The following is a 24,749-nucleotide window of genomic DNA, read 5'->3' as shown; positions in this document are numbered from 1 at the left end:
CTGTCGTGGATGGCTGGCCTTGCGGCCTGCGTCGGTCAGTGGCACGCGCTCGCGCAGTGCAGGACGGGCGTGGACGCCGAACCCGGTGCGGCCGCGCGCGCGGCCGCCACGTTGGCCGCGGTGCCCGAGTCGCCATCGCCGCAAGCGGCCAGCGTGCACATCAGTGCGATCATGAAAACGCCGCGCCAGTGCGGAAAACGGCTTTCCGGCGGGCGCGACATGACGACATGCTTTCTATCCGATTCGAATCGGATTCCTGAACGATCGGGATTGTTGCTGCGTGCTCCGTATTTCATTACCCCTCCAGACATGAAAATGGACAGCAGAGAATATCGCCCGAATCAGAACAACTTCATGACAGGCCACCCGCGCGTGCCTGCCACTTGCAACAGCTTCGAGTCGGGATTGGTGGCGACCGGATGCGTGACGTAGTCCAGCAGCGGCACGTCGTTGATCGAATCGCTGTAGAAGTAGGTGCGTTCGAAATCGACCGGAGCGTAGCCGAGCGACTCCAGCCATGCGGTCGTGCGCACGATCTTCCCTTCGCGGAAGCTCGGCACGCCGGTGCTGCGCCCGGTAAACGCGCCGCCCGGCGTGCCGTCGTCGGTATCGAGTTCGATACCGAGCAGGTGCTCTATGCCGAATTCGGCCGCGATCGGCCGCGTGACGAACACGTTGGTCGCCGTCACGATGCAGCAGAGATCGCCGTTTTCCCGATGCCGGTCGACCAGGTCGCGCGCTTGCGGCGTAATCGCCGGACGGATCACCTCGTCCATGAACCGCGCATGCCAGCGTTCGAGCACCTTGCGCGGATAGCGGGTGAGCGGCGCAAGCGTCACCGCGAGATACGCGTTCATGTCGAGCGTGCCGGCCGCGTAATGACCGTAGTGCTCGTCGATCAGCGCGGCGTGCGCGTCGTCCTCGCGCCAGCCGACCCGCGAGATGAAGCGGGCCCAGGCCTGGTCGCTGTCGAGCGGCAGCAGCGTGTGGTCGAGATCGAACAGCGCGAGATTCTTGTACATGCGGGGTTCCTTGTCTTGCGGGCTTACGCGCCGATCAGCTTCTCGATCGCGTCTTTCGCGTTCTTTCCATCGATGGTCGTCACGCCGTCGAGCCACTTCGACAGCTCGCCGGGATGCTTCTTCGCCCATTCCCTGGCAACCGCGACCGGGTCCGCGTGATTCATGATCGGCACCATCAGCTGGTTCTCTTCGTCGGTCGTGAACTTCAGGTTGGTCAGCAGCCGGCCGACGTTCGGGCAGCGTTCGAGATAGCCGGGCGTGACGAGCGTGTAGACCTTCGCCGAGCCGTAGTTCGGGCCGAACACGGTGTCGCCGCCGTCGAGATAGGCGATCTTGTAGTTGATGTTCATCGGATGCGGCTCCCATGCAAGGAACACGATCATCCGGTGCTCCTGCACGGCGCGCGTCACCTGCACGAGCATCCCGGCCTCGCTCGATTCGACCAGCTTGAAGCCGCCGAGCCCGAATTCGTTCCTGTCGATCATCCGCTGGATCAGCGCGTTGCCGTTGTTGCCGGCGCCGATCCCGTAGATCTTGCCGTCGAGCTGGTCGCGGAATCTGGCGATATCGGCGAAGCTCTTGAGTCCCTTGTCGGACACGTATTGCGGCACGGCCAGCGTGTAGCGCGCGCCGACCAGGTTGGGCTGCGGTAATTGATGCACGGCGCCGGCGTCCACGAACGGCTTCACCGTCGGCGTCATGCTCGGATCCCAGTAGCCGAGGAACGCGTCGATCTGCGCCTTCTTCACGCCGGCCAGCACGATCGGCGGCGACGCGATCGTCTTGGTCGCCTCGTAGCCGAGCCCGTCGAGCAGCATCATCGCGACGCCGGTGGTGGCCGCGATGTCGCTCCAGCCGACATCGCCGAGCGTCACCTTTTTACAGACTTCGCCTTCCGATGCGTGAGCGGGGGCCGTCGCCAGCGCCGCCAGCAGCGTTGCTGCCAGCATCCATGCCTTCTTCATCATGTGGGTCTCCTAAGCAAGTGTTCCGGATCGTGTTGCCTGAATGGTCTGACGATTGATCGTGCTGATCGGATGAAACAAACGAACTTGGGTCTGGCTTTGTAGTTTTTCGTACCGTATATTAGAACGCACAAAATCGCAAGATCGCACAAAAATACAACTCGCCGGAAGCCGGATGCGGTTTCCGGCGGGGGAAGGCAGGAAGAATCGGGTGGTGGCCCGTGCGGGCCGCGCTTCACCAGGTGGATCAGGCAAAGCAAGGAGACCTCGAATGATCAGTCAGCTGGAAATCGTGTCCCGCCTGTTGCTGGCGGCATTGCTCGGCAGCATCGTGGGCATCGAGCGCGAACGCCTGTCGTGGGCGGCCGGATTGCGCACCCACATGCTGGTGGCCGTGGGCGCCGCGCTAGTGATGGTCGTGTCGGCGTTCGGCTTCGCGGATATCCAGAGCGCGAAGAACGTGTCGCTGGACCCGTCGCGCGTCGCTGCGCAGGTGGTGTCGGGCATCGGCTTCCTCGGCGCCGGTTCGATCATGCTGCGTGGCGAGATCATCCGCGGCCTGACGACCGCGGCGAGCCTGTGGGTCGTGGCGGCGGTCGGGTTGGCGGTGGGCGGCGGCATGTACGTGGCCGCGATTGCCGCGACGGCGATCGTGCTCGCGATCCTGGCCGGCCTGAAGCCGATCGAGAAGCGTTTCTTCGCCGCACGGCAGCGCTGGGGCGTGCGCATCCTCGCGAGCCGCGGCGCGGTGAAGCTGACGTCGTTGCAGGCGATGCCCGGCATCGACCAGGCGCGCATCGTCCAGTTCATCATCGAACAGGACGATGCCGCGCCGGACGACGACCGCATCCACGTGGTGTTTTCAAAGATGACGAGCAGCGAGGTCCAGGCGGTGCGTCAATCCCTGCAGACCCTCGTCGGCGTCAAAAAGATGGAGGAGAGCGCTGCGTAGTTCGTCGTTCGAATAATATTGACGTTCACTCCGAGGACATTCCATGTGGCAAGAAGAGCGATACCAGAGGATCCGGCTTCTGTTATCGAAGATGCAGCGCGTTTCCACCGACCGGATCATGGCCGACCTGAACGTGTCGCGGGAAACCGTGCGTCGCGATCTCGTCGATCTCGAAGCGCTCGGTGAACTGAAGCGCGTGCACGGCGGCGCGGTGCAGGTCGGCGACGAAGCGCCGATCGCCGAGCGCGCGCAGACCCACGTGAAGGCGAAGCTGGCGATCGCCCGCGCGGCGGCCAGGCTGGTCACGGGCTCGCAGACGCTGTTCATCGACGCGGGCACGACCACGACACTGCTGGCCGAAGAACTGGCGAAGCTGTCGGGCCTCACGATCGTCACGAACTCGATCGACGTCGCGCTGAAGATGCGGTCGGGCGATCCGGGGCAGGCGAGGAACGAGACGATCCTGCTTGGCGGGATGATCGGCAGCCGCGCGGCCGCGACCGTCGGCGACGGCACGGTCGCCGAAATCTTCCGCTATCGCGCCGACCTCGCGCTGCTGTCGCCGGTGGGCGTCGATGCCGTCCGCGGCGCGACCAACTACGACCGGATGGAAACCGAAGTGGCGCGCGCGATGGTGAGCAACGCGGCGGACGTCGCGATCCTGGCCGATTTCAGCAAGCTCGGCACGAACAGCCGGATCAGCTTCTGCGAGCCGGCGCGGATCGGCGCACTGGTGACGGACGCCAAGGCGGAATCGGTCGACAGCTTCAAGAGCCTGAAGAAGGCCATCAAGCACATCGTGCTGGCGTAGCGCCGGGCGGCGGGGGCACGATCGGCCGCCGTTATGCCGCCCATGCGGCGTGCATTCTGCCGGCCGGGCTTTTCCCGGCGTAATATATCCGCCGATACAGCGCAGGCACGCCCACCGGCGGGCCGTCATGGAGGCGGGCGATGGAGATGGCAGGGACGGCGGCGCCTTCGGCGCAACAGGAGCATCAGGCGCATCAGGCGCATCAGGCGGTGGCAGGCTCGATCGCGCTGACGGGCGCATTCGTGCGGCCGATGACGGTGACGCTCGATGATCTGCGCCGGCATGCGAGCGCGACGGCCGAGCCGTTCGACCTGCGCTGCTTCACGACGAACCGCTTCATCCGCTCGGTCGCGCCGTATCGCGGCGCGCGGCTGAAGGACCTGCTCGACGCGGCCGGGCTGCGCAACGACGCACCGGGCGACTTCAAGCGCATGGTGTTCATCGCGCATGCGCACGACGGCTACGCGGTCACGTTTTCCTGGCATGAACTGTTCAACACGCCCATCGGCGAACACGTGATCGTCGCGTTCGAATGCGGCGACGCGCCGCTGTCGATCGACGACGGCGCGCCGCTGCTGTTCTCCGGCGCCGACCTCCTGCCCGCGCCGCGCCACGTGAAGCGGCTGGCCGGCATCGTCGCCCGCGTGCTCGAGGTCTGAACGGGCGCGCAGGCGGCCGGCATGCGTCGCACCGGCCATCGTGTATGCTTGCCCGCATCGTTCAAAGGGCAGGACAACATGAAGACACCGGCACACCCCAAGCCTGAGGTGCGGTTCAGGATGCGGATCCAGCAGGCCGACACGATCGCGCTCGGCCCGGGCAAGGTCGCGCTGCTCGAAGCCGTGCGCGAGCACGGTTCGATTTCGGCGGCGGCGCGCAGCCTGAAGATGTCGTACCGGCGTGCGTGGTTGCTGATGGACGAACTGAACCGCTCGCTGAAGTCGCCGGCGACGGTGTCCGAGCATGGCGGGCAGAGTGGCGGCGGCAGCGTGCTCACGCCGGTCGGCGAGGAGATCATCCGTCTCTATCGCGGGATCGAGGCGCGTGCCTACGCCGCGTGCGCCGACGAAATCGCCGCGCTGACGAAAATGGTGCGGCGCTGAAAGGTGCGCTGCGCGAACGCTTGCCCGTGGCCTGCTCTTGCTGACGACGGGCTTGCACTGGCCTGCTGAAGGGCCGCGCGTAGAGAACGCGTCGAAGCGAATCGGGCCCTAGCCGTGCCGCAGGCAGAAACGCGGCGTGCCGCCCGCGGCGGCATCCGGCGCCATGACATCGCGTGCCTGCGCATCGAGCCGCCCGATCAGTTCGACGAAGCTGGCGACGCTGGCGGTCCGCAGCGGGTAGTACGCGATGTGGTGGCGTTCGCAGATGCGCTTGAGCAGGTTCATCGAATCGTGGTCGATACAGTCGACCGGGAACACGACCATGTGCGCGCCCGGTAGCGCAGCGGCCAACAGGCCCTTGCGATCCTCGATGCCGCCGTCGTGCAGCGTCACGTCACCGCCCGCCGCTTCGACGATCCGCCTGATCGCGCGGTTCGAGCCCGGGCGCCCGCCGACATACACCAGACGCATGCCCTGAAGGATCGACAGCGGATCGGCCACGTGTTCGGCAGGATCGTCGGCCGACGCCTGCACCGCCTGTTCGATCGCGCTCGCTTCGGCGCGCAGCGTCTTCACCATCGCCATCAGGTCGTCGAGCCGCGCGCGCATCGCGCGGGCGCTCGCCTGTTCCGCGGCGATCCGCTGCTCGGCCGCCTCGCGGCGGCTCGTGTGCAGCGCGAGTCGTTCGTCGCGCGCGGCCAGCGCTTCGCGCAGTTCGTGGACTTCGTCGCGCAAGACGCTTTCAGCCGCCAGCGGCTGCGCGTTCTGGCGCGCGGCGAGGGCATCCCGTTCCTGCAGCGCCGCATCGCGCTGCGCGCTCATTTCTTGCAGGCGCGCCTGCTGCCGGTCGATCTTCGCGTGCAGCGCCGCATTCTCTTCCTCCAGCGCGACCAGCCGACGGATATCGGCGCGATTGGCCGCGCCGACCAGGTGCGACAGCATGTGCAGGTCGCCGAACGCGGCCTGGCGCACGACCATCGTCGTGCGCGGATGCGTCATCAGCGCCCAGTAGGCAGGCGGGATGTCGCCGCTTTTCAGCGCTTCCTTCCAGCGCGCGAGGAGTTCGTCCGCGTCCTGTGCGCTGTCGAATGCGCGGATCGCGCCGGCGTAACGCTCGTCGAGCGCCTTGTGCAATGCCTTGGCGCCGGCCGTGCCGTCGATCGCGAGCTCGACGGCAGCGTGATGGATGTCGAGGTCGGTTGCGTGCTGGCGGTCGAGGTCGGTGAATTTCGGCACGAGCCTGCGCAGTTCGTGCGTTGTCAGGCAGGTGCCGATGATCGAGCAGTGCAGGTTCGCATCGAGCTCGGACAGGCGCGTGCGGCGCTTCAGCTCGGTCAGTTGCGCGCGCGACGGCGCGCAGCATGCGTCGACTCGCGTGCCGGTTGCCGCAGGCAGATTACCGCCGGGCGACGAGAGATCCGCCGTGCGGGCAAGGCGAAAGGGCGGAGCGTGCATGTTGACCTCTGTCCGGCGTGGTCGAGCCGGGGACGGATGCGCGAAAGATTCGCGAAATATACCACGGAATATAACGCGCGAAATTCCGGGGAAATCACGGAGTAACGCGGTGTGGCGCGGTCAGCAGAGTGCGGTCGAGCGGTCGGTATGCGGCAGTGCGGGCGGGGCCGATGCCGATGCAGATGCAGATGCCGCGGGCGAAACAGGGAGCGATGCCGGGGTGTGCCGTTCCATCACGTACTCGACGCACAATCCGACGAACAGCACGTCGACGCGCTCCAGCGCGGCGACCGCGTCGCGCATCGCGGCCGGGTCGTTGCTGAACGAATCGGAGAACACGTCGTCGCGTGTGCGTTCGAGACGGCGCGCATGGCCGATCGCCCGTTCGAGTTCGGGCAGGCGCGTGAAGCGGGCGGTGCGTGCGTCGTCTTCGAGCGTGGACAGCAGTTCACGAAAGCCCATCGCGGACAGCGCATCGTCCGGCGCGTCTTCAGCGTGCGTAGCCGAGAACATCCGGATGAAGCGCACGACGCTGCCGCGCAGGCGCCGGAACGCGTCGACGACATCCGTGACCTGCTGCGCGCGCGCGTCGCTCGACAGCGGCCTGAGCGCGCTGATCTTGCGCGCGAGCGGCTGTTCCCGTGCGACGCGCTGCGAGGCGCGATCCGTCGGCGTACGGGGCATGGTGAATCTCCGGAAGTGCAGGTATCGATATATTCTACGGAATATATCGAGTGCGCAGAAAAAACGGCACCGTGCGTGAGACATGGTGCCGTTAGCGGCCTGAACAACGGCCTGAACAACGGCTCGAACAACGGCTCGAACAACAGCTCGAACAACAGCTCGAACAACAGCTCGAACAACAGCTCGAACAACAGCTCGAACAACAGCTCGAACAACAGCTCGAACAACAGCTCGAACAACGGCCCGAACAACAGCTCGAACAACGGCTCGAACAACAGCTCGAACAACCGCCCAAACAACCACGCAAACAACCACCCGAACAACCACCCGAACAACCACCCGAACAACCACCCGAACAACCGCCTAAATAACCGCACGAGTCAGTCGATGTCGCGCCCGCCCGTCCCGAACGCGACCGTGAAGCCGAGGAAAACGCTGTCGCGCACGAGCATGCGCGAGGCGGCCGGGCACATCGCACACACCCCGCCCACGTTCGCGAATGCGCTCGCGCCTAATGCTGCCGCGTGAGCGCCGCCGGCAGCACGGCGGCCCGGGTGCCGGCCGATTCGTCCACGGGCGTCCTGCCGCCGTCCCGAAAGAACGCCTGCTCGGCGGCATTGTTCATCACGAGGATGCTGATGCGGCGATTGGTCGGCTCGTCCGCGACGTTCCTGTCGAGCGGCAGGACATCCGCGAGCCCGCGCACCTGGAGCAGCTTTTCTTCCCGCAATCCGCCCGCGACCAGCGCGCGCCGCGCGGCGTTCGCGCGATCGCTGGAGAGCTCCCAGTTCGAATAACCCGTGGGGCCGTCGGGATACGGCGTCGAATCGGTATGGCCTGCAATCGACACGCGGTTTTCGACATCGTCGAGTGCCGTACCGATCTGGGTGAGGATGGCGGTGGCATAACCTTCGGGTTGCGAACTGCCCGACGCGAACATCGGTCGCTTGAGCGAATCCACGATCTCGATGCGCAAGCCCTCGTGAGTGATCGCGATCCGGATCTGGTCCTGGTACGCGCGCAATGACGGGCTTTGTGCAATCGCCGCGCTCAGCTTCGCCTTCAGGCGTTCGAGCTTTTGCGTATCGACGATGTCGGCAAGTGCCGCGGGCGAGCTGGCCGGCACCGGTTGCGCTTTCTCGTCGATGGCCGGCGCCGGGTTCGACAGGTCGCGGCCGCCGCCTTGCACGACGCTCGGACGCGGCGCCTGGGCGTCTTTCCCGCCGGACAGCAGCGTCGACAGCGGCGTGTTGAAGTAATCCTCGATCCCTTGCTTGTCGTACTTGGACACCGAGCCGAGCAGCCACATCAGCAGGAAGAACGCCATCATCGCCGTGACGAAATCGGCGTAGGCGATTTTCCATGCGCCGCCGTGGTGGGCATCGTGGTCCTCGCCTTTCTTGCGGCGCACGACGACGCGCGATGCCGATGCGGACTGTTTCGACGGGTTGGAGCGACTGTCGGCCATGGCGCCTCCGTTACGCTGGCTTGGGCGACTTCGTCGCGCGGACGGCCTCGTCGAGCTCCTTGAAGCTCGGGCGATCGGCCGTGAACAGCACCTTGCGGCCGAATTCCACCGCCACCGCCGGCGCGTAGCCGCTCATCGACGCGAGCAGCACGGCCTTCACGCACTGGAACGGCTTGGCCGCGGCGCGGCCCTTCGCATTGAGCAGATCCGCGAGCGGACCGACGAAGCCATACGCGAGCAGGATGCCGAGGAACGTGCCGACGAGCGCGCCGGCGATCATCTTGCCGAGCACGGCCGGCGGCGCGCCGACCGAGCCCATCGTATGCACGACACCCATCACCGCCGCGACGATGCCGAACGCAGGCAGGCCGTCCGCCATCTTCTGGATCGCGTTGGCCGCGACCGACGCCTCCGCATGGTGCATATGCAGTTCTTCATCCATCAGGTCTTGCATTTCCAGCACGTTCACGTTGCCGCCCGACATCATCCGCAGATAATCGACGATGAAGTCGAGCAGGTGATGCTCTTCGAGCACATGCGAATACTTCTGGAACAGCGGGCTTTGCTCGGGCGCATCGACATCGGCCTCGAGCGCCATCATGCCGTCCTTGCGCGCCTTCTGCAGCAGCTCGTACAGCAGTGCGATCAGTTCTACGTATTGCTGTTTCGTATAGCTGCCGCCCTTGAAACAGGTCGGCAGGCTCTTGATCGTCTTCTTCAACGTCGTGACCGGATTGCTGACGACGAAGGCGCCCAGCGCGGCGCCGAAAATGCAAAGGAGTTCGAATGGTTGCAGCAAGGCCGGCAAATGGCCGCCCACGCCGACAAAGCTGCCGATCACCGACCCGATCACGACGATCCACCCGATGGCTACAAACATGATTACCTCTTGCGCGACTTGCGCTGCTGCATCTGTTGTCGAAAGGCGAGCGGGACATCCGGCCATACCGCTCCATGCCCGCGACGGCGCCGGATCGTTGTATGTGGGGTGCGATCCGGGCAGCCGTCCCGATGCGTCGCGACGCGATGCCGGTCGGCGGGTGTTGATGCAATAACGGCGATCGCCCGGACGACTGAACCCGTGATTCCACGTATCAAGCGGGATTCACGCCCGGCACACGTTTGCGAGCGCCGAGGTGCGCGATTTTCTTGATCGAAGTCAAAAAGTGCGCGGCCTTCGCGTTGATTTCCGTAGGGATGCGAACCGGAAACGGGGCGGCGCATGACGTAACCTTCCCCATGAAAGCTTCATCGCAGGATGCCGGGAACCGCGGCGCGCATCGTCGCCGAACGGCCGGGGCCGCGTGCCGGCAGGGTTTTCATCAGGACATACGGGGCGCCGCACGATCCATCATGGAGAAAGTACTGTTGCAGCCAACCGCAGGAGGGTGCACCGTGACGTCCGATTCCACTCCCTCGACCGCCTTCGTGTTCGCCGGCGGCGGCAGTCTTGGCGCGATCGAGGTCGGCATGCTCCGCGAACTGGTCGCGAGCGGCGAACGGCCCGATTGCGTCGTCGGTGCATCGGCCGGCGCGATCAATGCCGCCTATTTCGCCGGCCGGCCGGATGCGGACGGCGTCGCGATGCTCGCCGCGCTGTGGTGCAGGATCCGCCGCCAGGACGTCATGCCGTTCTCGATGCGCAGCATCGTCGCGATGCTGCTGCGCAACCGGCCGCATCTGGTCGAAGCCGACGCGCTGCGCCTGCTGCTGGAAAGGAACCTGCCGTACCGGCGGATCGAGCAGGCCGCGTTGCCGCTCCACATCGTCGCGACCGACGTGCTGAGCGGCCAGGAAGTCGTGCTGTCCGCCGGCCCGGTGGTGGATGCCGTGCAGGCCAGCGCGGCGATTCCCGGCGTGTTTCCGTCGGTCAGCATCGGCGGTGTGGAGCTGGTCGACGGCGGCGTCGCGAACAATACGCCGATCTCCGTGGCGATTGCGCTCGGCGTCAAGCGGATCGTCGTGCTGCCGGCCGGGTTTGCCTGTGCGTTGCGCGTACCGCCGCGCAGCGCGATCGCGCATGCGACGCACGCATTGACGCTCGTGATCGCGCGGCAACTGGTGCGCGATCTGGAGCTGTACGCGGCACGCGCGCAAATCCATGTCGTGCCGCCGCTTTGCCCGCTCGACGTGTCGTCATACGATTACTCGCAGTGTGCGCAACTGATCGACAAGGCCGCGGAACGTACGCGCACGTGGATCGACGCGGGCGGGCTCGCGGAGTGCGCGATTCCTGGCCCGCTGCGCGAGCACGATCATGCAGCGGCGTTGTCGCATTGAGGGTTGCTCGCGTGCCGTGCAAACTCATGAACGCCGAACGCCGAACGCCGAACGCCGAACGCCGAACGCCGAACGCCGAACGCCGAACGCCGAACGCCGAACGCCGAACGCCGACCGCCGACCGCCGACCGCCGACGGCAGAACGCGGAACGCCACGCTGCCTGCCCCTCTCCTCGAGAAAAAAAACGGCACCGTGCACGAGACACGGTGCCGCCAACGGCCTGAACGGCCGCACTGGTCAGTCGATCGCGCGCATCGCGTGGCGCAGTTCCTGATAGCTGCGCAGCCCCGCGACGCCGAGTTCGCGGCCGATCCCGCTGAGCCCGAACCCGCCCCAGCACACGTGCGGATAGATGAGCTGCGGTGCATTGATCCACACGAGCCCCGCGCGCACGCGCTGCTGGAATTGCTTTGCGATATCCGCATCGCGCGTCACGACGGTCGCGACGAGCCCGTAGCGCGTGTCGTTCGCGAGGGCAATCGCTTCGTCGTCGGTGCGGAACGATTTCACGCACGCGACGGGGCCGAACACTTCGTCGGTCCACAGCGGGTTGTCTGCCGCCGGCTCGGCGATCACGACGGGCGCCATGAAGAAGCCTGCACCGCCGGCATCCGTCACCCGGCCGCTGAAGGCGACGCGTGCGCCCGCATCGATGCCATGCTGGAGCATCGCTTCGACGCGGCTACGCTGCGCGGCCGAGATCAGCGGCCCCATCGCGACCTGCTCCGTGGCGGGCGGCGCGACGACGAGCGCACGCACGGCCGTCTCGAACGCGGCCATGAAGCTGCGGTACACGCTGTCGTGCACGAGGATGCGCGCGGTGGCCGAGCACATCTGGCCCGCGTTCGTGAACGCGCCCGCGACCGCGAGCGACACCGCGACGTCGAGATCGGCGTCGTCGCGCACGATCAGCGACGACTTGCCGCCGAGTTCGAGCGTCACGCGTTTCATGTCGACGGCGGCGGCCTGCATGACCTTGCGGCCGGCCGCCGTACTGCCGGTAAACGAAATCTTGTCGATCAGCGGATGCGCGGTCAGCGCCGCGCCGACCTCGGCGCCGCCGTTCACGACGTTGACGACGCCGGCCGGCACACCGGCCTCGACGATGATGTCGAGCAGCGCGTGCTCGGTCGGCGACGTGAGTTCGGACGGCTTCAGCACGACCGCGCAGCCGGCCGCGAGCGCGGGCGCGAGCTTCCACGCGGTCGTGACCATCGGGAAGTTCCACGGCATGACGAGTGCCGCGACGCCGACCGCGTCGTAAAACCGTTCGGCCGTGACCGCGTCACTCGGCAGCGCGACCGGTTCGGCCGCGAACAGCGCCGGGTCTTCGCACAGCTTCGCGTAGTACGCGAACGTCGCGGCGACGTCGCCGACATCGGCCTCGGCCTCGAACGGCGGCTTGCCGCTCACTTGCATCTGCAGCGCCGCAAGGCGATCGCGCGACGCTTCGACGCGCTCGGCGATCTTCGCGAGCACGCGGCCGCGTTCGGCCGGCGGCGTGTCGCGCCAGCCGGCGAATGCGTCGCGTGCGGCACGCACCGCGGCGTCGACATGCGCGGCCGTCGCGAATTCCTGCCAGCCGATCGCGTTACCGGTCGACGCATCGAAGATCGGCGCGCCAGCCGTGTCGGAATGCGTGTGCACGGGCTGGCCGGCGATGCGCGCGGCGGGCAGCACGAACGTCGCGGCGGAAGGGGAAAGCTCGGCGGTAGACATGAGGTTCATCCTGTCGAGGTCGGTCGGGTTAGCGGTAGGCGACGCCCGGCATCACGCAGAGCATCTCGAACGCGAGGTTCGCGCCCGTGAGCGCGGTGGTGCCGGTCGGATCGTACGGCGGCGCGACTTCGACGAGGTCCGCCCCGACGATGTTCAGGCCCTTCATCCCGCGGATGATTTCCAGGCCCTGCTGCACGGTGAGGCCGCCGATTTCCGGCGTGCCGGTGCCGGGCGCGAACGACGGATCGAGGCCGTCGATGTCGAAGCTCAGGTAGACCGGCGTGTCGCCGACGCGTTCGCGCACTTGCGCCATCAGCGGCACGAGCGACTTGTTCCAGCATTCCTCCGCCTGCACGACCGTGAAGCCCTGCTGGCGGCACCAGTCGAAATCGTCCGCGTGGTAGCCGGTGCCGCGCAGGCCGATCTGCGTGACCTTGTCGCATTGCAGCAGCCCGTCTTCCACCGCGCGGCGGAACGGCGTGCCGTGCGCGATCTTCTCGCCGAACATCGTGTCGTTCACGTCCGCATGCGCGTCGACGTGGACGACGGCGACCTTGCCGTACTTCTTGTGCAGCGCGCGCAGGATCGGCCACGCGATCGTGTGGTCGCCGCCGAGCGTGATCGGCCGGCAGCCGTTCGCGACGATCTCGTCGTACGCCTCTTCGATGCGGCGCACCGAGTCCTTCAGGTCGTACGGGTTGGTCGCGACGTCGCCGATGTCGGCCACCTGCAGCGAATCGAACGGTGCGGCGCGCGTGGCCATGTTGTACGGGCGCAGCAGCACGGATTCGGTGCGGATCTGGCGCGGGCCGAAGCGCGAGCCCGAGCGGTTCGACGTGCCGAGATCGAGCGGCACGCCGACGAAGCACACGTCGAGGCCGTCGGTCGTCAGGGCTTGCGGCAGGCGCATCATCGTGGCGATGCCGCCAAAGCGCGGCATCTCGTTGCCGCCCATCGGTTGATTCAGTTCGCGGGGCATGGGCCGTCTCCTTTTTTCTGAGGTAAAGCGATCGGCCGATGGTAGAGGAGAACGCCCGCGCGAAGATTTTGAAGTCGCAACGTTTACATCGACGGGTCTCGATGCGAGTGGCGCCGCCGCATCGACGAGGCGCAACCGAACGCGGCGGTGCGGCGAGGCCGGATCAGGTCAGCGCGAGAGGGACGGCGGCGTGGCGCCGTCGTGCGAACCCGAGGAAGGGAATGCGGTGGTTGCCGAACCCCATGCGGCGAGTTCGCGCTTCGTGCGCACGCCGAGCTTCGCGAACGCGCGCTTCACGTACGACTCGGCCGACGCGACGCGCACGCCGAGGATCTCGGCGGTTTCGGGCACGGTCTTGCCGGAGAGCAGGTGCTTGCAGGTTTCGTACTCGCGCTTCGACAGCTTCACGCCGTCGGCAGCGATGCGCGCGTCGAACTGCGCGAGCGGGTGGACTTCGGGTGTCGGATGCGCGACGCGCCGCACGGCCGTGGTCGACGCGTGCAGTTCGAGCAACGGGAACAGCACGTCGCTGATGCTGCGAAAGCGGTTCATCTCGGCGAGCGTGAACGGCGGCCGGTCGCGGCCGCGCTCCAGCGCGATCGAATGCTGCGAATAGCGCGTGCCGCGCGCGAGCACGCACTCGTGCCCGATCTGCACGTCGTCGAATATCCGCTGGCGGAATTCGCCGGGCGGGATCGCCGCGATGTCGCGCACGACGAGCATCGTGCCCGTCTTGCCGCGCAGCCCCGCGAACAGCGGGTCGCTGTCGAGAAAGCGCTCGTAGTAGAGCGTCATCACGTCGGAGACGTCGGCGCTCGCCGCGCCGATGCCGCTGCTGCCGATCCATTCGCATCGGTAGCCGGTGGGCATCGAGCCGTCGACGCGCGAGCGTTCGACATGCGCGACGTCGAGCGGCACCACTTCATTGAGCAGTTGCGTGAGGCGCGGCACGAAGTGCGGCGTGCCGACCGTCTCGATCAGCTCGCCCAGCGCCTTGAACGACACGTTGAAATGGTCGTTGTCGCGGTGGAAGGGGTTCACGTTGAGCAGCATGCGGTTCCCCGGTGAGAAGCGGGCGGATTGTAGCGTCGGCAACGAAAAACGTCATTAGGGGGAAATACCGGCAGGTGTCCTTGCGACCTGCCCGGCCCCGGAAAACACCGCTTGTCCCCCCCGGAGGGGGGCATACCGGGGCAGTGTAAATGAGTAACTTTGTCTCTGCTTTTTTCAATCAAGAGACGAAAGATTCTGATGACCAAACTGATCAAGGACATCCTGCCGCTCGGCGCAGGCATTGGCGAATTCACGAAGCTCGACTTCGGAATGGACGAAAGCGACTGGCGCGCGGCGGAAGGCAAGAGCGGCAACTACATCATCGGCTGGTGGGAAGGCAAGGTCGGCTCGGTGGAGTTTCCGGAAACCGCGGCCGACGAAGCGGTGTGGCTCGTCGAGGGCCGGATCGCGCTGACCGACGTCGAAGGCAACCGCAAGGAATTCACGTCGGGCCAGGGCTACCTGCTGCCGGCCGGCTTCGCGGGCCGCTGGGAGACGATCGAGGACGCGAAGAAGTTCTACGTGCTGCTCGAGAAGTCGTGATGGCCGAAGCCGCCGCCGTGGTGTCGTCGTCCGTGTGACGCGCACCCGGCGGCGGTTTCGTTTTTCGCGTGTGATGGCTGGGATCATGGAAATGGAAGTCAACGAAGCAAAACAGACCGCGCCGATGCAGGCGCACGCGCAGCGTGGCGCGCCGGTCGCACTGGGCGTCGAAGCGGCGCTCGCGAATACGAAGCTGTTCCCGTACTGGCTCGACAATCCGGCCGCGCCGGCCACCGAGCCGGAACTCGTCGGCGACGTGAGCGCCGATCTGCTGATCGTCGGCGGCGGCTTCACGGGGCTGTGGTCGGCCGTGCAGGCGAAGGAACAGATGCCGCACCTGAACGTGGTGCTGATCGAGGCCGGCAAGGTGGCGCACGGTGCATCGGGCCGCGCGGGCGGGATCATCTCGACGTCGGTGATGCACGGGCTGCCGAACGCGGTGCGCGTGTTCCCGAACGACATCGCAGAGCTCGAGACGTTTGGCCATCACAACCTCGACGGCTTCGAGGAAACGCTGAAGCGCTACGACATCGACGCCGACATCGAGTGGAACGGCGAGATGACCGTCGCGGTCGATCCCGAGCACATCGCACATTTGAAGGGCGATTACGACCTGCATCGCGAATACGGCCACGACGTCGTGCTGCTGAATCGCGAAGAGACACTCGAACAACTGAATTCGCCGATGTTCGCCGGTGCGCTGTGGTCGCGTAACCGCAGCGGCATCGTGCACCCGGCGAAGCTCGCGTGGGGGCTGAAGCGCGCGGCGCTGTCGCTCGGCGTGAAGCTGTACGAACACACGCCGCTCACGGCCGTGACCGACGAAGGCAGCACGGTGTTCGTGAAGACACCGAAGGGCAGCGTGCGCGCGCCGCGCGTGGTGTTCGGCAGCGGCACCGCGAAGGTCGGGATTCCCGACATCAACCGCCGCGTGATGCAGGTGCGCGACCACGTGCTCGCGACCGAGCCGCTCACCGACGAGCAGCTCGCGCGGATCGGCTGGAAGAATCGCCAGGGCGTGTACGACACACGCACGCAGCTCAACTATTTCCGGCTGACGAAGAACAACAACATCATCTTCGGCGGCCTCGTCAGTTATCACTTCGACGGCGATCCGGAACCGCATCAGGACGGCCAGCGCGAGACCTACTACCGGCTCGCGGAAGCGTTCTACCGCACGTTCCCGCAACTGTGCGACGTGCGTTTCTCGCACGCGTGGGGCGGACCGATCGACTACTGCTCGCGCGGTTCGGTGTTCGCGAAGCGCTATCTCGGCGACAAGGCCGTGTTCGTCGCCGGCTATACGGGCTTCGGCGTCGCGGCGAGCCGGTTCGGCGCGTTCATGGGGCTGAACATCCTGTTCGATCGCGACAGCCCCGAGCGCAAGCTCGACATCGCGAACCAGAGCCCGAGCTACATTCCGCCCGAACCGATGCGCTGGGTCGCCGCGAAGATCACGTTCCATGCGTTCGACGGCGCGGATGCGGAAGGCGGCTGGAAGCGCGCATGGATCAGCGGCCTCAAGGCGATGGGTTTCCCGATGTAAGCGACACGGCGGCCCGGGCCGGGCCGCCGCCATACCAAACTCCTTCGAGGAGACGGTCCGCGCAGCGGACACGGAGAGAGACATCTGATGAACGTAGTGAATCTGCAGGATGAAGCGCGACAGGAAAGCGCGCTGTTCGTTGTCGTGATGCTGCTGCTCGGCATCCTCGGGCCGACGGTTTTTCTCGGCCTGCCCGCGATCGTCGGGCAGGTCGAGCGTCATTGGGGCTTCGGCGAAGCGGCGCTCGGGCTGTCGAGCTTCGTCGAGGTGCTCGGCGAATCGACGGGCACGCTGCTCGTCGCGTTCGTGCTCGGCCGCCAGCCGGTGCGGTGGGTGCTCGCGGGCGCGGTGACGCTCGCGGCCGGCGCGAACCTCGGCACGCTCGCGACGCACGGGCTCGTCGCGTATTCCGCGTTGCAATTCATCGCGGGCGTCGGCTCGGGCGGGCTGAACGGGATCGCGCTGCGCTACCTGTCGTATTCGCGCGCGCCGGAACGCAATCTCGGGATCATGCTGATGGGACAGGTGACGTGGAGCATGGTGCTGCTTGCCTACATCTTCCCGATGCTGAGCGGTACATGGGGCGCGCACGGTGTGTTCGGCTTCGTCGCATGCGTGCTCGGCGTGTTCGTGCTCGCGGCGCCGCTGTTTCGCCGCGGCGAGACGCTGGCCGCGCCGGCACCGGCCGGCATCGCCGGCCGCATCGACCGGAAGGGCGCGATGCTCGTGCTGTGCGCGCAGCTTGCGTTGTATGGCGGCGTCGGCGTCGTGTGGACCTTCCTCGAGAAGATCGGTACCGATGCGGGCCTGAGCGGCAAGTCGGTATCGCTCGTGCTCGGCATCGCGAACGTCGCGAGCCTCGTGATCTGCGCGGCGATGCCGAAGCTCGGCGCGGGCGCGGGCCTGCGCCGCTGGGCGCTCGTGAACCTCGGCGGCTGCGCGGTCGCGGCCGTGCTGCTCGCGATGCCGGCATCGGCCGTGACGTTCACGCTCGGCGCGATCGTGTTCATCGGCTGCTGGACCGGCGGCGCGCTGCTGATCTACGCGACGATTCCGCAATACGACCTGGTCGGCAAGTCGGCGGCGCTGTCACCGGGCTGCGTCGCGCTCGGCTACGGCGTCGGTTCGGTCGCGGGCGGCTCGCTGATCGAGAGCGCAGGTACGCAGTCGGCGCTGATCGCGGCGATCGTGCTGTGCGCGGTGGCGTTCCTGTGCTACAGGCGGCTGCGGCCGGCCGTGTTCGGCATGGAACGCTCGCTCGCGGTGGCACCTGAATGACGGATGCGACTCGCGCCGCTGCCGATGGCGGCGCGTGTCCGGTTCGGTTCATCGGCGAAGGCGGCCGGCGTGGCGCGCGATGCGCGTCGTGCGGGCCCGGCAACGCCCACACGCACAAGCGGCTTGAAGCATGTTCTCGAATACCTCCGATCTCGATCTCCGGCTCATCCGGGTCTTTCTGGCCGTCGTTGACGCACGCGGCATCACGGCCGCCGAGGCGTCGCTCGGCGTGCGGCAGTCGACCATCAGCACGCAGCTGTCGGCGCTCGAGGCCCGCGTCGGCTTCAAGCTGTGCGATCGCGGGCGCGGCGGCTTTCGCCTGACGTCGAAGGGCGAACGTTTCGCGGCCACCGCGCGCACGCTCGTCGCGGCGACCTCCGAATTCGTCGCGCGCGTGCGCGACATCGACCGCAAGCTGGTCGGCACGCTGTCGATCGGCCTGATCGGCCAGGCGCCGCTCGTCGAGAACGCGCGCGTGGCCGATGCGATCGGCGCATTCCGCAAGCGCGACCAGGCCGTCACGTTCGCGATGAAGGTCGCGTCGCCGCAGGAGCTCGAGGAAAGCCTCGTCAACAACCAGCTCGATCTCGCGATCGGGTATTTCTGGCATCGCGTGCCGGGCCTGCTCTACACGCCGCTCTTCACCGAGCAGCAGGTGATCTACTGCGGGCGCGGGCATCCGCTGTTCCACGCGTCACGGCCCGTGACGGCGGACGACCTGCAGCTTCACGACTGGGTGTGGCGCACCTATCCGGTGCCGGAGGAGCAGTATCCGCTGCCCGAGCGGCGCGTGACCGCGAGCGCGGACAGTATCGAAGCCGCGACGATCCTGATCCTGTCGGGCGGCCATCTCGGCTACCTGCCCGCGCACTACGCGGAGCCGTTCGAGCAGCGCGGGCTCGTGAAGGCCGTCGGCCGCACGACGTTCAGCTTCGACGTGCCGCTGCATCTCGCGATGAAGCGCAGCACGAGCGACAAGCCGATCGTCGACGCGTTCTGCGAGGACTTGCTGCGCGCGTTCAATATCAAGGCGGCCGCGCTGGCCGCATAAGCCGGCGCTGCGCCTTCAGCAGTCGACCAGCACCCAGTCAAACAGCTCGCGGCGCGTGCGCACACCGAGCTTCGCGAACGCCCGCTTCACGTACGACTCGGCCGTCGACAGCTTCACGTCGAGCTGCTGCGCGGCCTCGGGCACCGAGCGCCCGCACAGCATCAGCCGGCAGATCTCGTGTTCGCGGCGCGACAACTGCACGTCCTGCCGTTCGAGGCGCGCGTCGAAGCTCGCCTGCGATTCGACATTCACCGACACCGCCGCCACGCGCCGCGCCGCGCAGGTGCGCGCATGCAGCTCGAACATCGGGAACAGCAGGTCGACCATCTGCCGGAAGTGGAACAGCTCGTCCGTGGTGAACGCGGCGCGCCCGACGGTGCGCGCGAGCCCGAGCGCGTACTGCAGGTGTGCGTTGCCGTGCACGAGCAGGCATTCCTGCCCGATGCCGGGTTCGTCGAAGATCCGCCGGCGGAATTCGCCTTGCGCGATGCCGTCGACATGGCGCTGCACGAGCAGCGTGCCGGCCTTGCCGCGCAGCGGCGCGACCAGCGGGTCGGCCTGGCAATAGTCCTGGTAGTAGACGTCCATCACGCGCAGCGTATCGGCCGCGAAACGCAGGCTGCCGCTGCCGAGCCATTCGACCACGAAGCCCGACGTGCTGCCCGCGTCCGCACGCCAGCGTTCGAGGTGCACGGCGTCGGCGTCGATGCTGTCGTTGACGAACTCCGTCACCGCGCCGACGAAATCCGGCGTGCCGACCGCGCGTAACGTCGCACCGAGCGAGTCGGGGCGCACGCCGATCAGGTAGTGGCCGCGGGCGGCAGGGTCGGGCTGGAGAAGTCGCATGGTCGGACGAAGGCGGTCGGGGGACAGCGCGACGTTACGCGAACGCCGTGCACGCGTCAGCCGGGAATTCACCGGATCAACCCCACGGATTTCGTACGTTGTCCCCAAAACGACGACAAGACCGTGCGCGCGGCGGCCGGAATTCGTCCAAGCCCCGGCGGCGGGGGGGCATACCGGCGCAAATCGTCTGCCTATAGTGAAAGCACTTCGAAAACCTGATGACCAGAAAGGACAGGCCATGCAGATGCAACCGACGCCCGCCGCCACGACGCCGGCGGATTTCGTTCTGACCAACGCGAAGGTCTATACCGTCGATCCGCACAAGCCGTGGGCACAGGCCGTCGCCGTGCGCGACGGCCGGATCGTCCATGTCGGCGACACGGCGGCCGTGCAGGCGTACGTCGGTGCGGGCACGAAGGTCGTCGACGCGGCCGGCCGGCTCGTGCTGCCGGGCTTCGTCGAATCGCACTGGCACTTCGAGACGACCGCGTTCGCGTTCCAGGCGTTCGTGAACTACGAGGACCCGCAGAAGGTGCTCGGCGCGTTGCGCGCCTATGTCGAATCGCATCCGGACGAGCCGGCGATCACCGGGATGGGCTGGGTGCAGGCGACGATTCCGCCCGCGCTGCTGCGCAAGGAGACGCTCGACGCGATCTGCGCGGATCGCCCCGTGTGCCTGCTGTCGACCGATTTCCATTCGATGTGGGTGAACTCGAAGGCGCTGGAGATCGCCGGCATCGACGCATCGACGCCGCCCGTGCAGGAAGGCGCGAGCTGGTTCGAGAAGGACGCCGTGACCGGCGAGCCGACCGGCCTGATCGTCGACGGCGCCGCGTATTCGCTGCTGATGCAGCGGATCAGCGCGGCCGGCCTGCTGCCGACCGGCATCGACCTTTACCTGAAGTCGATCCCGCCGTGGCAGAAGAAGCTGTGCGCGGCCGGCGTGACGACCGTGTTCGACGCGGGCTTCTTCGATCCGAGTGGCGACCAGTCGCTGCTGTACGAGACGCTGCAGACGATGGAGCGCGCGGGCGACCTGAAGCTGCGGGTGGTCGGCAGCGTCGCGGTGATCGGCGAGATCGACGATCCGGTCGGCACGCTCGTCAAATACCGCGAGCAGTACGATTCGCCGCTCGTGAAGGCGCGCGCGCTGAAGCTGTTCCTCGACGGCACCGAGGCGAACCACACCGCCTACCTGCTCGAACCGTACGCGGACCGCCCGGACACCTGCGGCGCGCCGACGATGCCGGCCGACACGTTCAACCGCTATCTCGTCGAAGCCGATCGGGCGAACGCGAACGTGATGGTCCACTGCGTCGGCGACGCGGCCGTGCGGATGGCGCTCGACGGCTTCGACGCGGTCAACCGCACGAACCCGCCGCGCGACCGCCGCCACGTGATCACGCACGCGTTCCTTACGCATCCGGACGACATCCCGCGCTTCCGCCGCGCGGGCGTGATGGCGAACACACAGTTGCAGTGGGGCGTGGTCGACGCGTACACCGAGCAGCTGCGCGACCACTACGGGCACGAGCGCTGGAGCAACATGTACAAGTTCCGCACGTTCCTCGACGAAGGCGTGACGGTGTCGATCGGCATGGACGGCCTGGCCTGCCAATGCCGCTGCCAGCACAAGCCGCTCGAACACATCGAGTCGGGCCACACGCGCCAGCTTGCGGGCGAGCCCGATGCGCCGGTGTTCCCGGACATCGCCGAGCGCCTGAGCATTCCGCAACTGATCGCCGCGTACACGATCCACGGCGCGTACCAGCTCGGGATGGAGCACGAGGTCGGGTCGCTCACGCCCGGCAAGCGCGCGGATCTCGTCGTGCTGGAAAACGACCTGTTCGAGGTCGGCCAGTACGACATCGGCCGCATCGACGTCGGGCTGACGATGATGGATGGCCGCATCACGCACGTGGGCGACGATTTCGGCGCGCGCACGGGTATGCAGGCATCCTGAGCGGTTTTCGGCTGACGAAGCGTTGACGGATGCTTTCAGATGGCTTCCGTTTTCGAGGATCGGCGCATCCGTCCGGAACCGGATGCCCCGATTGTGCAGCGTGTCCCCCTATTGGCAGGGCAGACCGGCCAATTTCCTCTGGCTACATTTTTCCGGACCGAAGCACACACCCGTTCATCGCGAGCGGATCATGATATCGACGGAGGAAACCATGGCAGGGGATTGGAGCAAGCATCTGAGAACGGCATGCGCGGCGCTCGCGCTGGGCGGCGTCCTGTGGGCCGGCGCGCCGGTTGCGCACGCGGCGGACGTCGTCAACGTGTACAACTGGGGCAACTCGATCGGCAAGGCGACGATCGCGAACTTCGAGAAGGCGACCGGCATCAAGGTCGTCTACCAGGAGTTCGATTCGAACGAGACGCTGCAGGCGAAGCTGCTGTCGGGCACGTCGGGCTATGACGTCGTCGTGCCGTCCGACATCTTCTGGGCGCGGCAGCTGCAAGCCGGCATCTATCGCAAGATCGACAAGAGCCAGGTACCTAACTATGGGCTGCTCGATCCGGAGATCATGAAGGTGCTCGCGAAGGACGATCCGGGCAACCAGTTCGGCATTCCGTGGACGTGGGGCACGGATGGCCTCGGGATGAACGTCGAGAAGGTGAAGGCCGCGCTCGGCAACGACGCGCCGCTCGACAGCTGGGCGCTGCTGTTCGACCCGAAGTACGCGCAGAAGCTGAGGAGCTGCGGCGTGTCGGTGCTCGATTCGCCGGTCGATGCGTTCGGGATGGCGCTGGTCTACCTGAAGAAGGATGCGAACACGACGAACCCGGCCGACTACCAGGCCGCGTACGAGCTGCTGAAGTCGGTGCGGCCGTACATCACGCAGTTCAATTCGAGCAGCTACATCAACGATCTCGCGGGCGGCGACATCTGCCTCGCGCTCGGCTGGTCGGGCGACGTGAACTCCGCGCGGATCGCGGCCGCTTCCGCGAAGAAGCCGTATCACATCAAGTACGTGATCCCCACCGAGGGCAGCGCGATGTGGTTCGACATGATGGCCGTGCCGAAGGATGCGCCGCACCCGGACGCCGCGCTGAAGTTCGTCAACTTCGTGCTGTCGGAGAAGGAGAGCGCGAACCTGACCAACGACACGTCGTACCCGTCGGCCGTGCCGTCGTCGAAGCGCCTCGTGCGTGCCGAAGTGACGAGCGATCCGGCCGTGTTCCCGCCCGCCGACGTGATCCGCAAGCTGAGCCTCAGCAAGCCGGTTCCGCCTGAGCTGATGCGTCTGCAGAACCGTCTCTGGACGAAGCTGAAGACCGAGTAAGCCGGCCGCAGCCCCCGACACTCCCGCATCCTTTTCGCGCGCCCCGCCGCCCACCGCGGCGGGCGGGGGCGCGCTCGTCCCGACGACCACCCAGAACATGAAAATCAAACACATGACGGCGCTGTGCCTGCTCGCATTCGAAGCGGCTTCGGCGATCGCACATACATCACCGCAAGCGACCGACGCCGGCAAGATGAAGGCGCTGCAGGCGCAGGTCACCGCGCTGCAGCAGCAGGTGAACGAGCTGCGCGCGAGCATGCTGGCGGCGAAGCCGGCCGGCGCCGCCACGACGGCCACTGCCGCATCGGGCAGCGCGAAGATCGGCACGATCAACACGGCGGCGGCTGCCGCGCCGGCAGCCGATTCCGCACCGGCGTTCACCAACGACGACCTGCAGCAGATGCGCGAGCAGATCGCGAACGCGTCGCTGAAGGTCGACTCGCTGCAGGAAGCCGCGACCACCGGCCCGCTCGCGGGCCTGAGCATCACCGGCTACGTCGATCCCGTGTACCTGTTCAACCGTGCGCAGCGCACGTCCGGCTTCCAGTTCCTGAACCACGATCCGGGCGCGTACGACTACTTCAACAGCACGATCGGCGACGTCTACCTCGATATCAAGAAGACCTTCGGCGTTGGCCCGATGGCGCCGGCGGCGGAGATCGTGATCCAGCCGAACCGCGGCTTCGGCAACGTGTTCAGCAATTCGCACGGCGGCGTCGGCAACAACATCGTCACGCAGGCCGTGGTGACCGTGCCGCTCAGCACGACGCGTACCTTCGAGATCGGGATGATGCCGAGCCTCGCCGGCTACGAGGTGCAGCCGTCGAACCAGATGCTGACGCTCACGCACGGGCTGCTGTACGACTTCAGCGAACCGGGCAACCTGATCGGCGTCGGGCTGAAGGGCTCCAACGCGGCGATGACGCGCTTCTGGCAGGTCGTGATCGGCAACGAGGTGCTGCGCACCGCCGGCGCGATCGCGAACGCGGCGAACAACACGACGAAGACCAACTGGACGCCGACGATCACCGCGCGCTTCGACAACGCGACGTCGACCGCCTTCGACTTCGGCATTTCCGGGATGCTGGGCCGGCAGTCGCTGTTCTCGCCGTGCGCGACGTCGGGCGGCTACGGCTACCAGTGCAACGGCTCGTCGCCGACCGGCCTCTACAAGTACGTGGAAGCCGACGTGACCTATACGCACGACAAGACGCAGGTCAACGCGCAGGTGGACTACGGCGAGCTGCAGAAGGGCGCATGGAACGGCGGCACCGCGCGCTGGTACGGGATGTCGCTGCTCGGCCATACGAAGTGGACGCAGGCGTGGGTCGGCCGCATGGGCGCGACGCTGCGCTTCGACTACCTGAACAACACGTCGAACGGCGGTGGCGGCACGAACATCCAGTACGGGCTCGCGGGCGGCAATCCGTCGGTGAACGGGTCGAGCGGCTTCGGCATCGATCCGGCGTGCTTCCAGGGTTCGTCGACGAACGGCACCGAGTGCAAGGGCGCGCAGCGCTACGCGATCACGGCCGACCTGTTGTTCTATCCGACGCAGCAGATCACCGTGAAGCTCGAATACCGCCACGACGCGGCGAACCATCCGGTGTTCCTGAAGAACAACGGCACGTACGCGCGCAGCAACGACCTGGCCGGGATGCAGTTCATCTATTCGTTCTGACCGCCCTGGCCGCCCTGGCCGT

General features: G+C 66.7%; 24 protein-coding genes. 13 read left to right on the top strand and 11 right to left on the bottom strand.

Features of this window, described 5'->3' with window-relative positions; translation table 11 throughout:
- Positions 1 to 35: 35 nt before the first annotated feature.
- The 3 genes from ACPTTF_RS31250 to ACPTTF_RS31240 all read right to left on the bottom strand — a co-directional run bounded on the left by ACPTTF_RS31250 (position 36) and on the right by ACPTTF_RS31240 (position 1,990).
- The gene (locus tag ACPTTF_RS31250) at positions 36 to 173 is read right to left on the bottom strand and encodes a hypothetical protein (protein WP_243771593.1); all 138 of its coding nucleotides are present in this window, start codon (positions 171 to 173) and stop codon (positions 36 to 38) included.
- A gap of 168 nt (positions 174 to 341) precedes the next feature.
- Positions 342 to 1,022, bottom strand: coding sequence for an HAD family hydrolase (locus ACPTTF_RS31245; protein WP_423369547.1), 681 nt, complete (start codon positions 1,020 to 1,022; stop codon positions 342 to 344).
- A 23-nt stretch (positions 1,023 to 1,045) separates the two neighbouring features.
- Positions 1,046 to 1,990, bottom strand: coding sequence for a choline ABC transporter substrate-binding protein (locus tag ACPTTF_RS31240; protein WP_423369546.1), 945 nt, complete (start codon positions 1,988 to 1,990; stop codon positions 1,046 to 1,048).
- 268 nt (positions 1,991 to 2,258) lie between these two features.
- On the opposite strand from ACPTTF_RS31240, the gene ACPTTF_RS31235 reads away from it, so the two are divergent.
- From ACPTTF_RS31235 to ACPTTF_RS31220, 4 genes are all read left to right on the top strand, one after another.
- Positions 2,259 to 2,939 carry an MgtC/SapB family protein gene (locus ACPTTF_RS31235; protein ID WP_423369545.1) on the top strand — a complete coding sequence of 227 codons (681 nt, stop codon included), beginning with the start codon at positions 2,259 to 2,261 and terminating at the stop codon, positions 2,937 to 2,939.
- A 43-nt stretch (positions 2,940 to 2,982) separates the two neighbouring features.
- A complete protein-coding gene (locus ACPTTF_RS31230) occupies positions 2,983 to 3,750 on the top strand; it encodes a DeoR/GlpR family DNA-binding transcription regulator (RefSeq protein ID WP_423369544.1) in 768 nt (255 codons plus the stop codon).
- Between the two features lie 140 nt (positions 3,751 to 3,890).
- Complete coding sequence (locus tag ACPTTF_RS31225) at positions 3,891 to 4,409, top strand: molybdopterin-dependent oxidoreductase (protein WP_423369543.1); 519 nt, start codon at positions 3,891 to 3,893, stop codon at positions 4,407 to 4,409.
- A gap of 78 nt (positions 4,410 to 4,487) precedes the next feature.
- Entirely contained in the window at positions 4,488 to 4,853 is a 366-nt protein-coding gene (locus tag ACPTTF_RS31220) for a winged helix-turn-helix domain-containing protein (protein WP_230950191.1), read from the top strand.
- A gap of 108 nt (positions 4,854 to 4,961) precedes the next feature.
- Here ACPTTF_RS31220 and ACPTTF_RS31215 read toward each other — a convergent pair whose 3' ends face one another.
- Together ACPTTF_RS31215 and ACPTTF_RS31210 are read right to left on the bottom strand one after the other, a co-directional pair.
- Positions 4,962 to 6,308 (bottom strand): DUF2325 domain-containing protein, encoded by a 1,347-nt coding sequence (locus ACPTTF_RS31215; protein WP_423369542.1) that lies wholly within the window; start codon positions 6,306 to 6,308, stop codon positions 4,962 to 4,964.
- Positions 6,309 to 6,428: 120 nt separating this feature from the next.
- On the bottom strand, positions 6,429 to 6,992 hold the full coding sequence (locus tag ACPTTF_RS31210) for a hypothetical protein (RefSeq protein ID WP_423369541.1): 564 nt from the start codon (positions 6,990 to 6,992) through the stop codon (positions 6,429 to 6,431).
- Positions 6,993 to 7,067: 75 nt separating this feature from the next.
- On the opposite strand from ACPTTF_RS31210, the gene ACPTTF_RS31205 reads away from it, so the two are divergent.
- Positions 7,068 to 7,520: a hypothetical protein gene (locus tag ACPTTF_RS31205; RefSeq protein ID WP_423369540.1), complete on the top strand. Its 453-nt coding sequence runs from the start codon at positions 7,068 to 7,070 to the stop codon at positions 7,518 to 7,520.
- Here ACPTTF_RS31205 and motB read toward each other — a convergent pair.
- Entirely contained in the window at positions 7,504 to 8,460 is a 957-nt protein-coding gene (gene motB, locus ACPTTF_RS31200) for a flagellar motor protein MotB (RefSeq protein ID WP_423369539.1), read from the bottom strand. The two genes, ACPTTF_RS31205 and motB, sit on opposite strands and share 17 nt — an antisense overlap.
- A gap of 10 nt (positions 8,461 to 8,470) precedes the next feature.
- Positions 8,471 to 9,340, bottom strand: coding sequence for a flagellar motor stator protein MotA (gene motA / locus ACPTTF_RS31195; protein WP_423369538.1), 870 nt, complete (start codon positions 9,338 to 9,340; stop codon positions 8,471 to 8,473).
- Positions 9,341 to 9,813: 473 nt separating this feature from the next.
- Here motA and ACPTTF_RS31190 point away from each other — a divergent pair, with 473 nt between their 5' ends.
- Entirely contained in the window at positions 9,814 to 10,740 is a 927-nt protein-coding gene (locus ACPTTF_RS31190) for a patatin-like phospholipase family protein (RefSeq protein ID WP_423369537.1), read from the top strand.
- 238 nt (positions 10,741 to 10,978) lie between these two features.
- Here the strand turns inward: ACPTTF_RS31190 and ACPTTF_RS31185 are convergent, their stop codons facing one another.
- The 3 genes from ACPTTF_RS31185 to ACPTTF_RS31175 form a co-directional block, all read right to left on the bottom strand.
- The gene (locus ACPTTF_RS31185; RefSeq protein ID WP_423369536.1) at positions 10,979 to 12,460 is read right to left on the bottom strand and encodes an aldehyde dehydrogenase family protein; all 1,482 of its coding nucleotides are present in this window, start codon (positions 12,458 to 12,460) and stop codon (positions 10,979 to 10,981) included.
- 28 nt (positions 12,461 to 12,488) lie between these two features.
- Complete coding sequence (speB, locus tag ACPTTF_RS31180) at positions 12,489 to 13,439, bottom strand: agmatinase (protein WP_423369535.1); 951 nt, start codon at positions 13,437 to 13,439, stop codon at positions 12,489 to 12,491.
- 168 nt (positions 13,440 to 13,607) lie between these two features.
- Positions 13,608 to 14,492, bottom strand: a complete 885-nt coding sequence (locus ACPTTF_RS31175) for a helix-turn-helix transcriptional regulator (protein ID WP_423369534.1) — start codon at positions 14,490 to 14,492, stop codon at positions 13,608 to 13,610.
- Between the two features lie 198 nt (positions 14,493 to 14,690).
- Between ACPTTF_RS31175 and ACPTTF_RS31170 the strand changes: the two genes are divergently transcribed.
- The 4 genes from ACPTTF_RS31170 (at position 14,691) to ACPTTF_RS31155 (ending at position 18,910) form a co-directional block, all read left to right on the top strand.
- The gene (locus ACPTTF_RS31170; RefSeq protein WP_423369533.1) at positions 14,691 to 15,035 is read left to right on the top strand and encodes a cupin domain-containing protein; all 345 of its coding nucleotides are present in this window, start codon (positions 14,691 to 14,693) and stop codon (positions 15,033 to 15,035) included.
- An 85-nt stretch (positions 15,036 to 15,120) separates the two neighbouring features.
- A complete protein-coding gene (locus ACPTTF_RS31165) occupies positions 15,121 to 16,581 on the top strand; it encodes an NAD(P)/FAD-dependent oxidoreductase (RefSeq protein WP_423369532.1) in 1,461 nt (486 codons plus the stop codon).
- An 87-nt stretch (positions 16,582 to 16,668) separates the two neighbouring features.
- The gene (locus ACPTTF_RS31160) at positions 16,669 to 17,859 is read left to right on the top strand and encodes an MFS transporter (protein WP_423369531.1); all 1,191 of its coding nucleotides are present in this window, start codon (positions 16,669 to 16,671) and stop codon (positions 17,857 to 17,859) included.
- Between the two features lie 130 nt (positions 17,860 to 17,989).
- Positions 17,990 to 18,910, top strand: a complete 921-nt coding sequence (locus ACPTTF_RS31155; protein ID WP_166955163.1) for a LysR family transcriptional regulator — start codon at positions 17,990 to 17,992, stop codon at positions 18,908 to 18,910.
- Positions 18,911 to 18,925: 15 nt separating this feature from the next.
- Here ACPTTF_RS31155 and ACPTTF_RS31150 read toward each other — a convergent pair whose 3' ends face one another.
- A complete protein-coding gene (locus ACPTTF_RS31150; RefSeq protein WP_423369530.1) occupies positions 18,926 to 19,756 on the bottom strand; it encodes a helix-turn-helix transcriptional regulator in 831 nt (276 codons plus the stop codon).
- A gap of 238 nt (positions 19,757 to 19,994) precedes the next feature.
- Here ACPTTF_RS31150 and ACPTTF_RS31145 point away from each other — a divergent pair, with 238 nt between their 5' ends.
- The 3 genes from ACPTTF_RS31145 (at position 19,995) to ACPTTF_RS31135 (ending at position 24,727) form a co-directional block, all read left to right on the top strand.
- Complete coding sequence (locus ACPTTF_RS31145) at positions 19,995 to 21,719, top strand: amidohydrolase (protein WP_423369529.1); 1,725 nt, start codon at positions 19,995 to 19,997, stop codon at positions 21,717 to 21,719.
- A 211-nt stretch (positions 21,720 to 21,930) separates the two neighbouring features.
- Complete coding sequence (locus tag ACPTTF_RS31140; protein WP_423369528.1) at positions 21,931 to 23,046, top strand: polyamine ABC transporter substrate-binding protein; 1,116 nt, start codon at positions 21,931 to 21,933, stop codon at positions 23,044 to 23,046.
- A 97-nt stretch (positions 23,047 to 23,143) separates the two neighbouring features.
- Positions 23,144 to 24,727 carry a DUF3138 family protein gene (locus ACPTTF_RS31135; protein ID WP_423369527.1) on the top strand — a complete coding sequence of 528 codons (1,584 nt, stop codon included), beginning with the start codon at positions 23,144 to 23,146 and terminating at the stop codon, positions 24,725 to 24,727.
- Positions 24,728 to 24,749: the final 22 nt, after the last annotated feature.

Origin of the sequence: Burkholderia crassaminum (assembly GCF_964265005.1) — a bacterium.
Taxonomy (GTDB): Bacteria; Pseudomonadota; Gammaproteobacteria; order Burkholderiales; family Burkholderiaceae; genus Burkholderia.
Note: the sequence above shows the minus strand (reverse complement) of the source record. Positions and strands in the feature narration are given on the sequence as shown.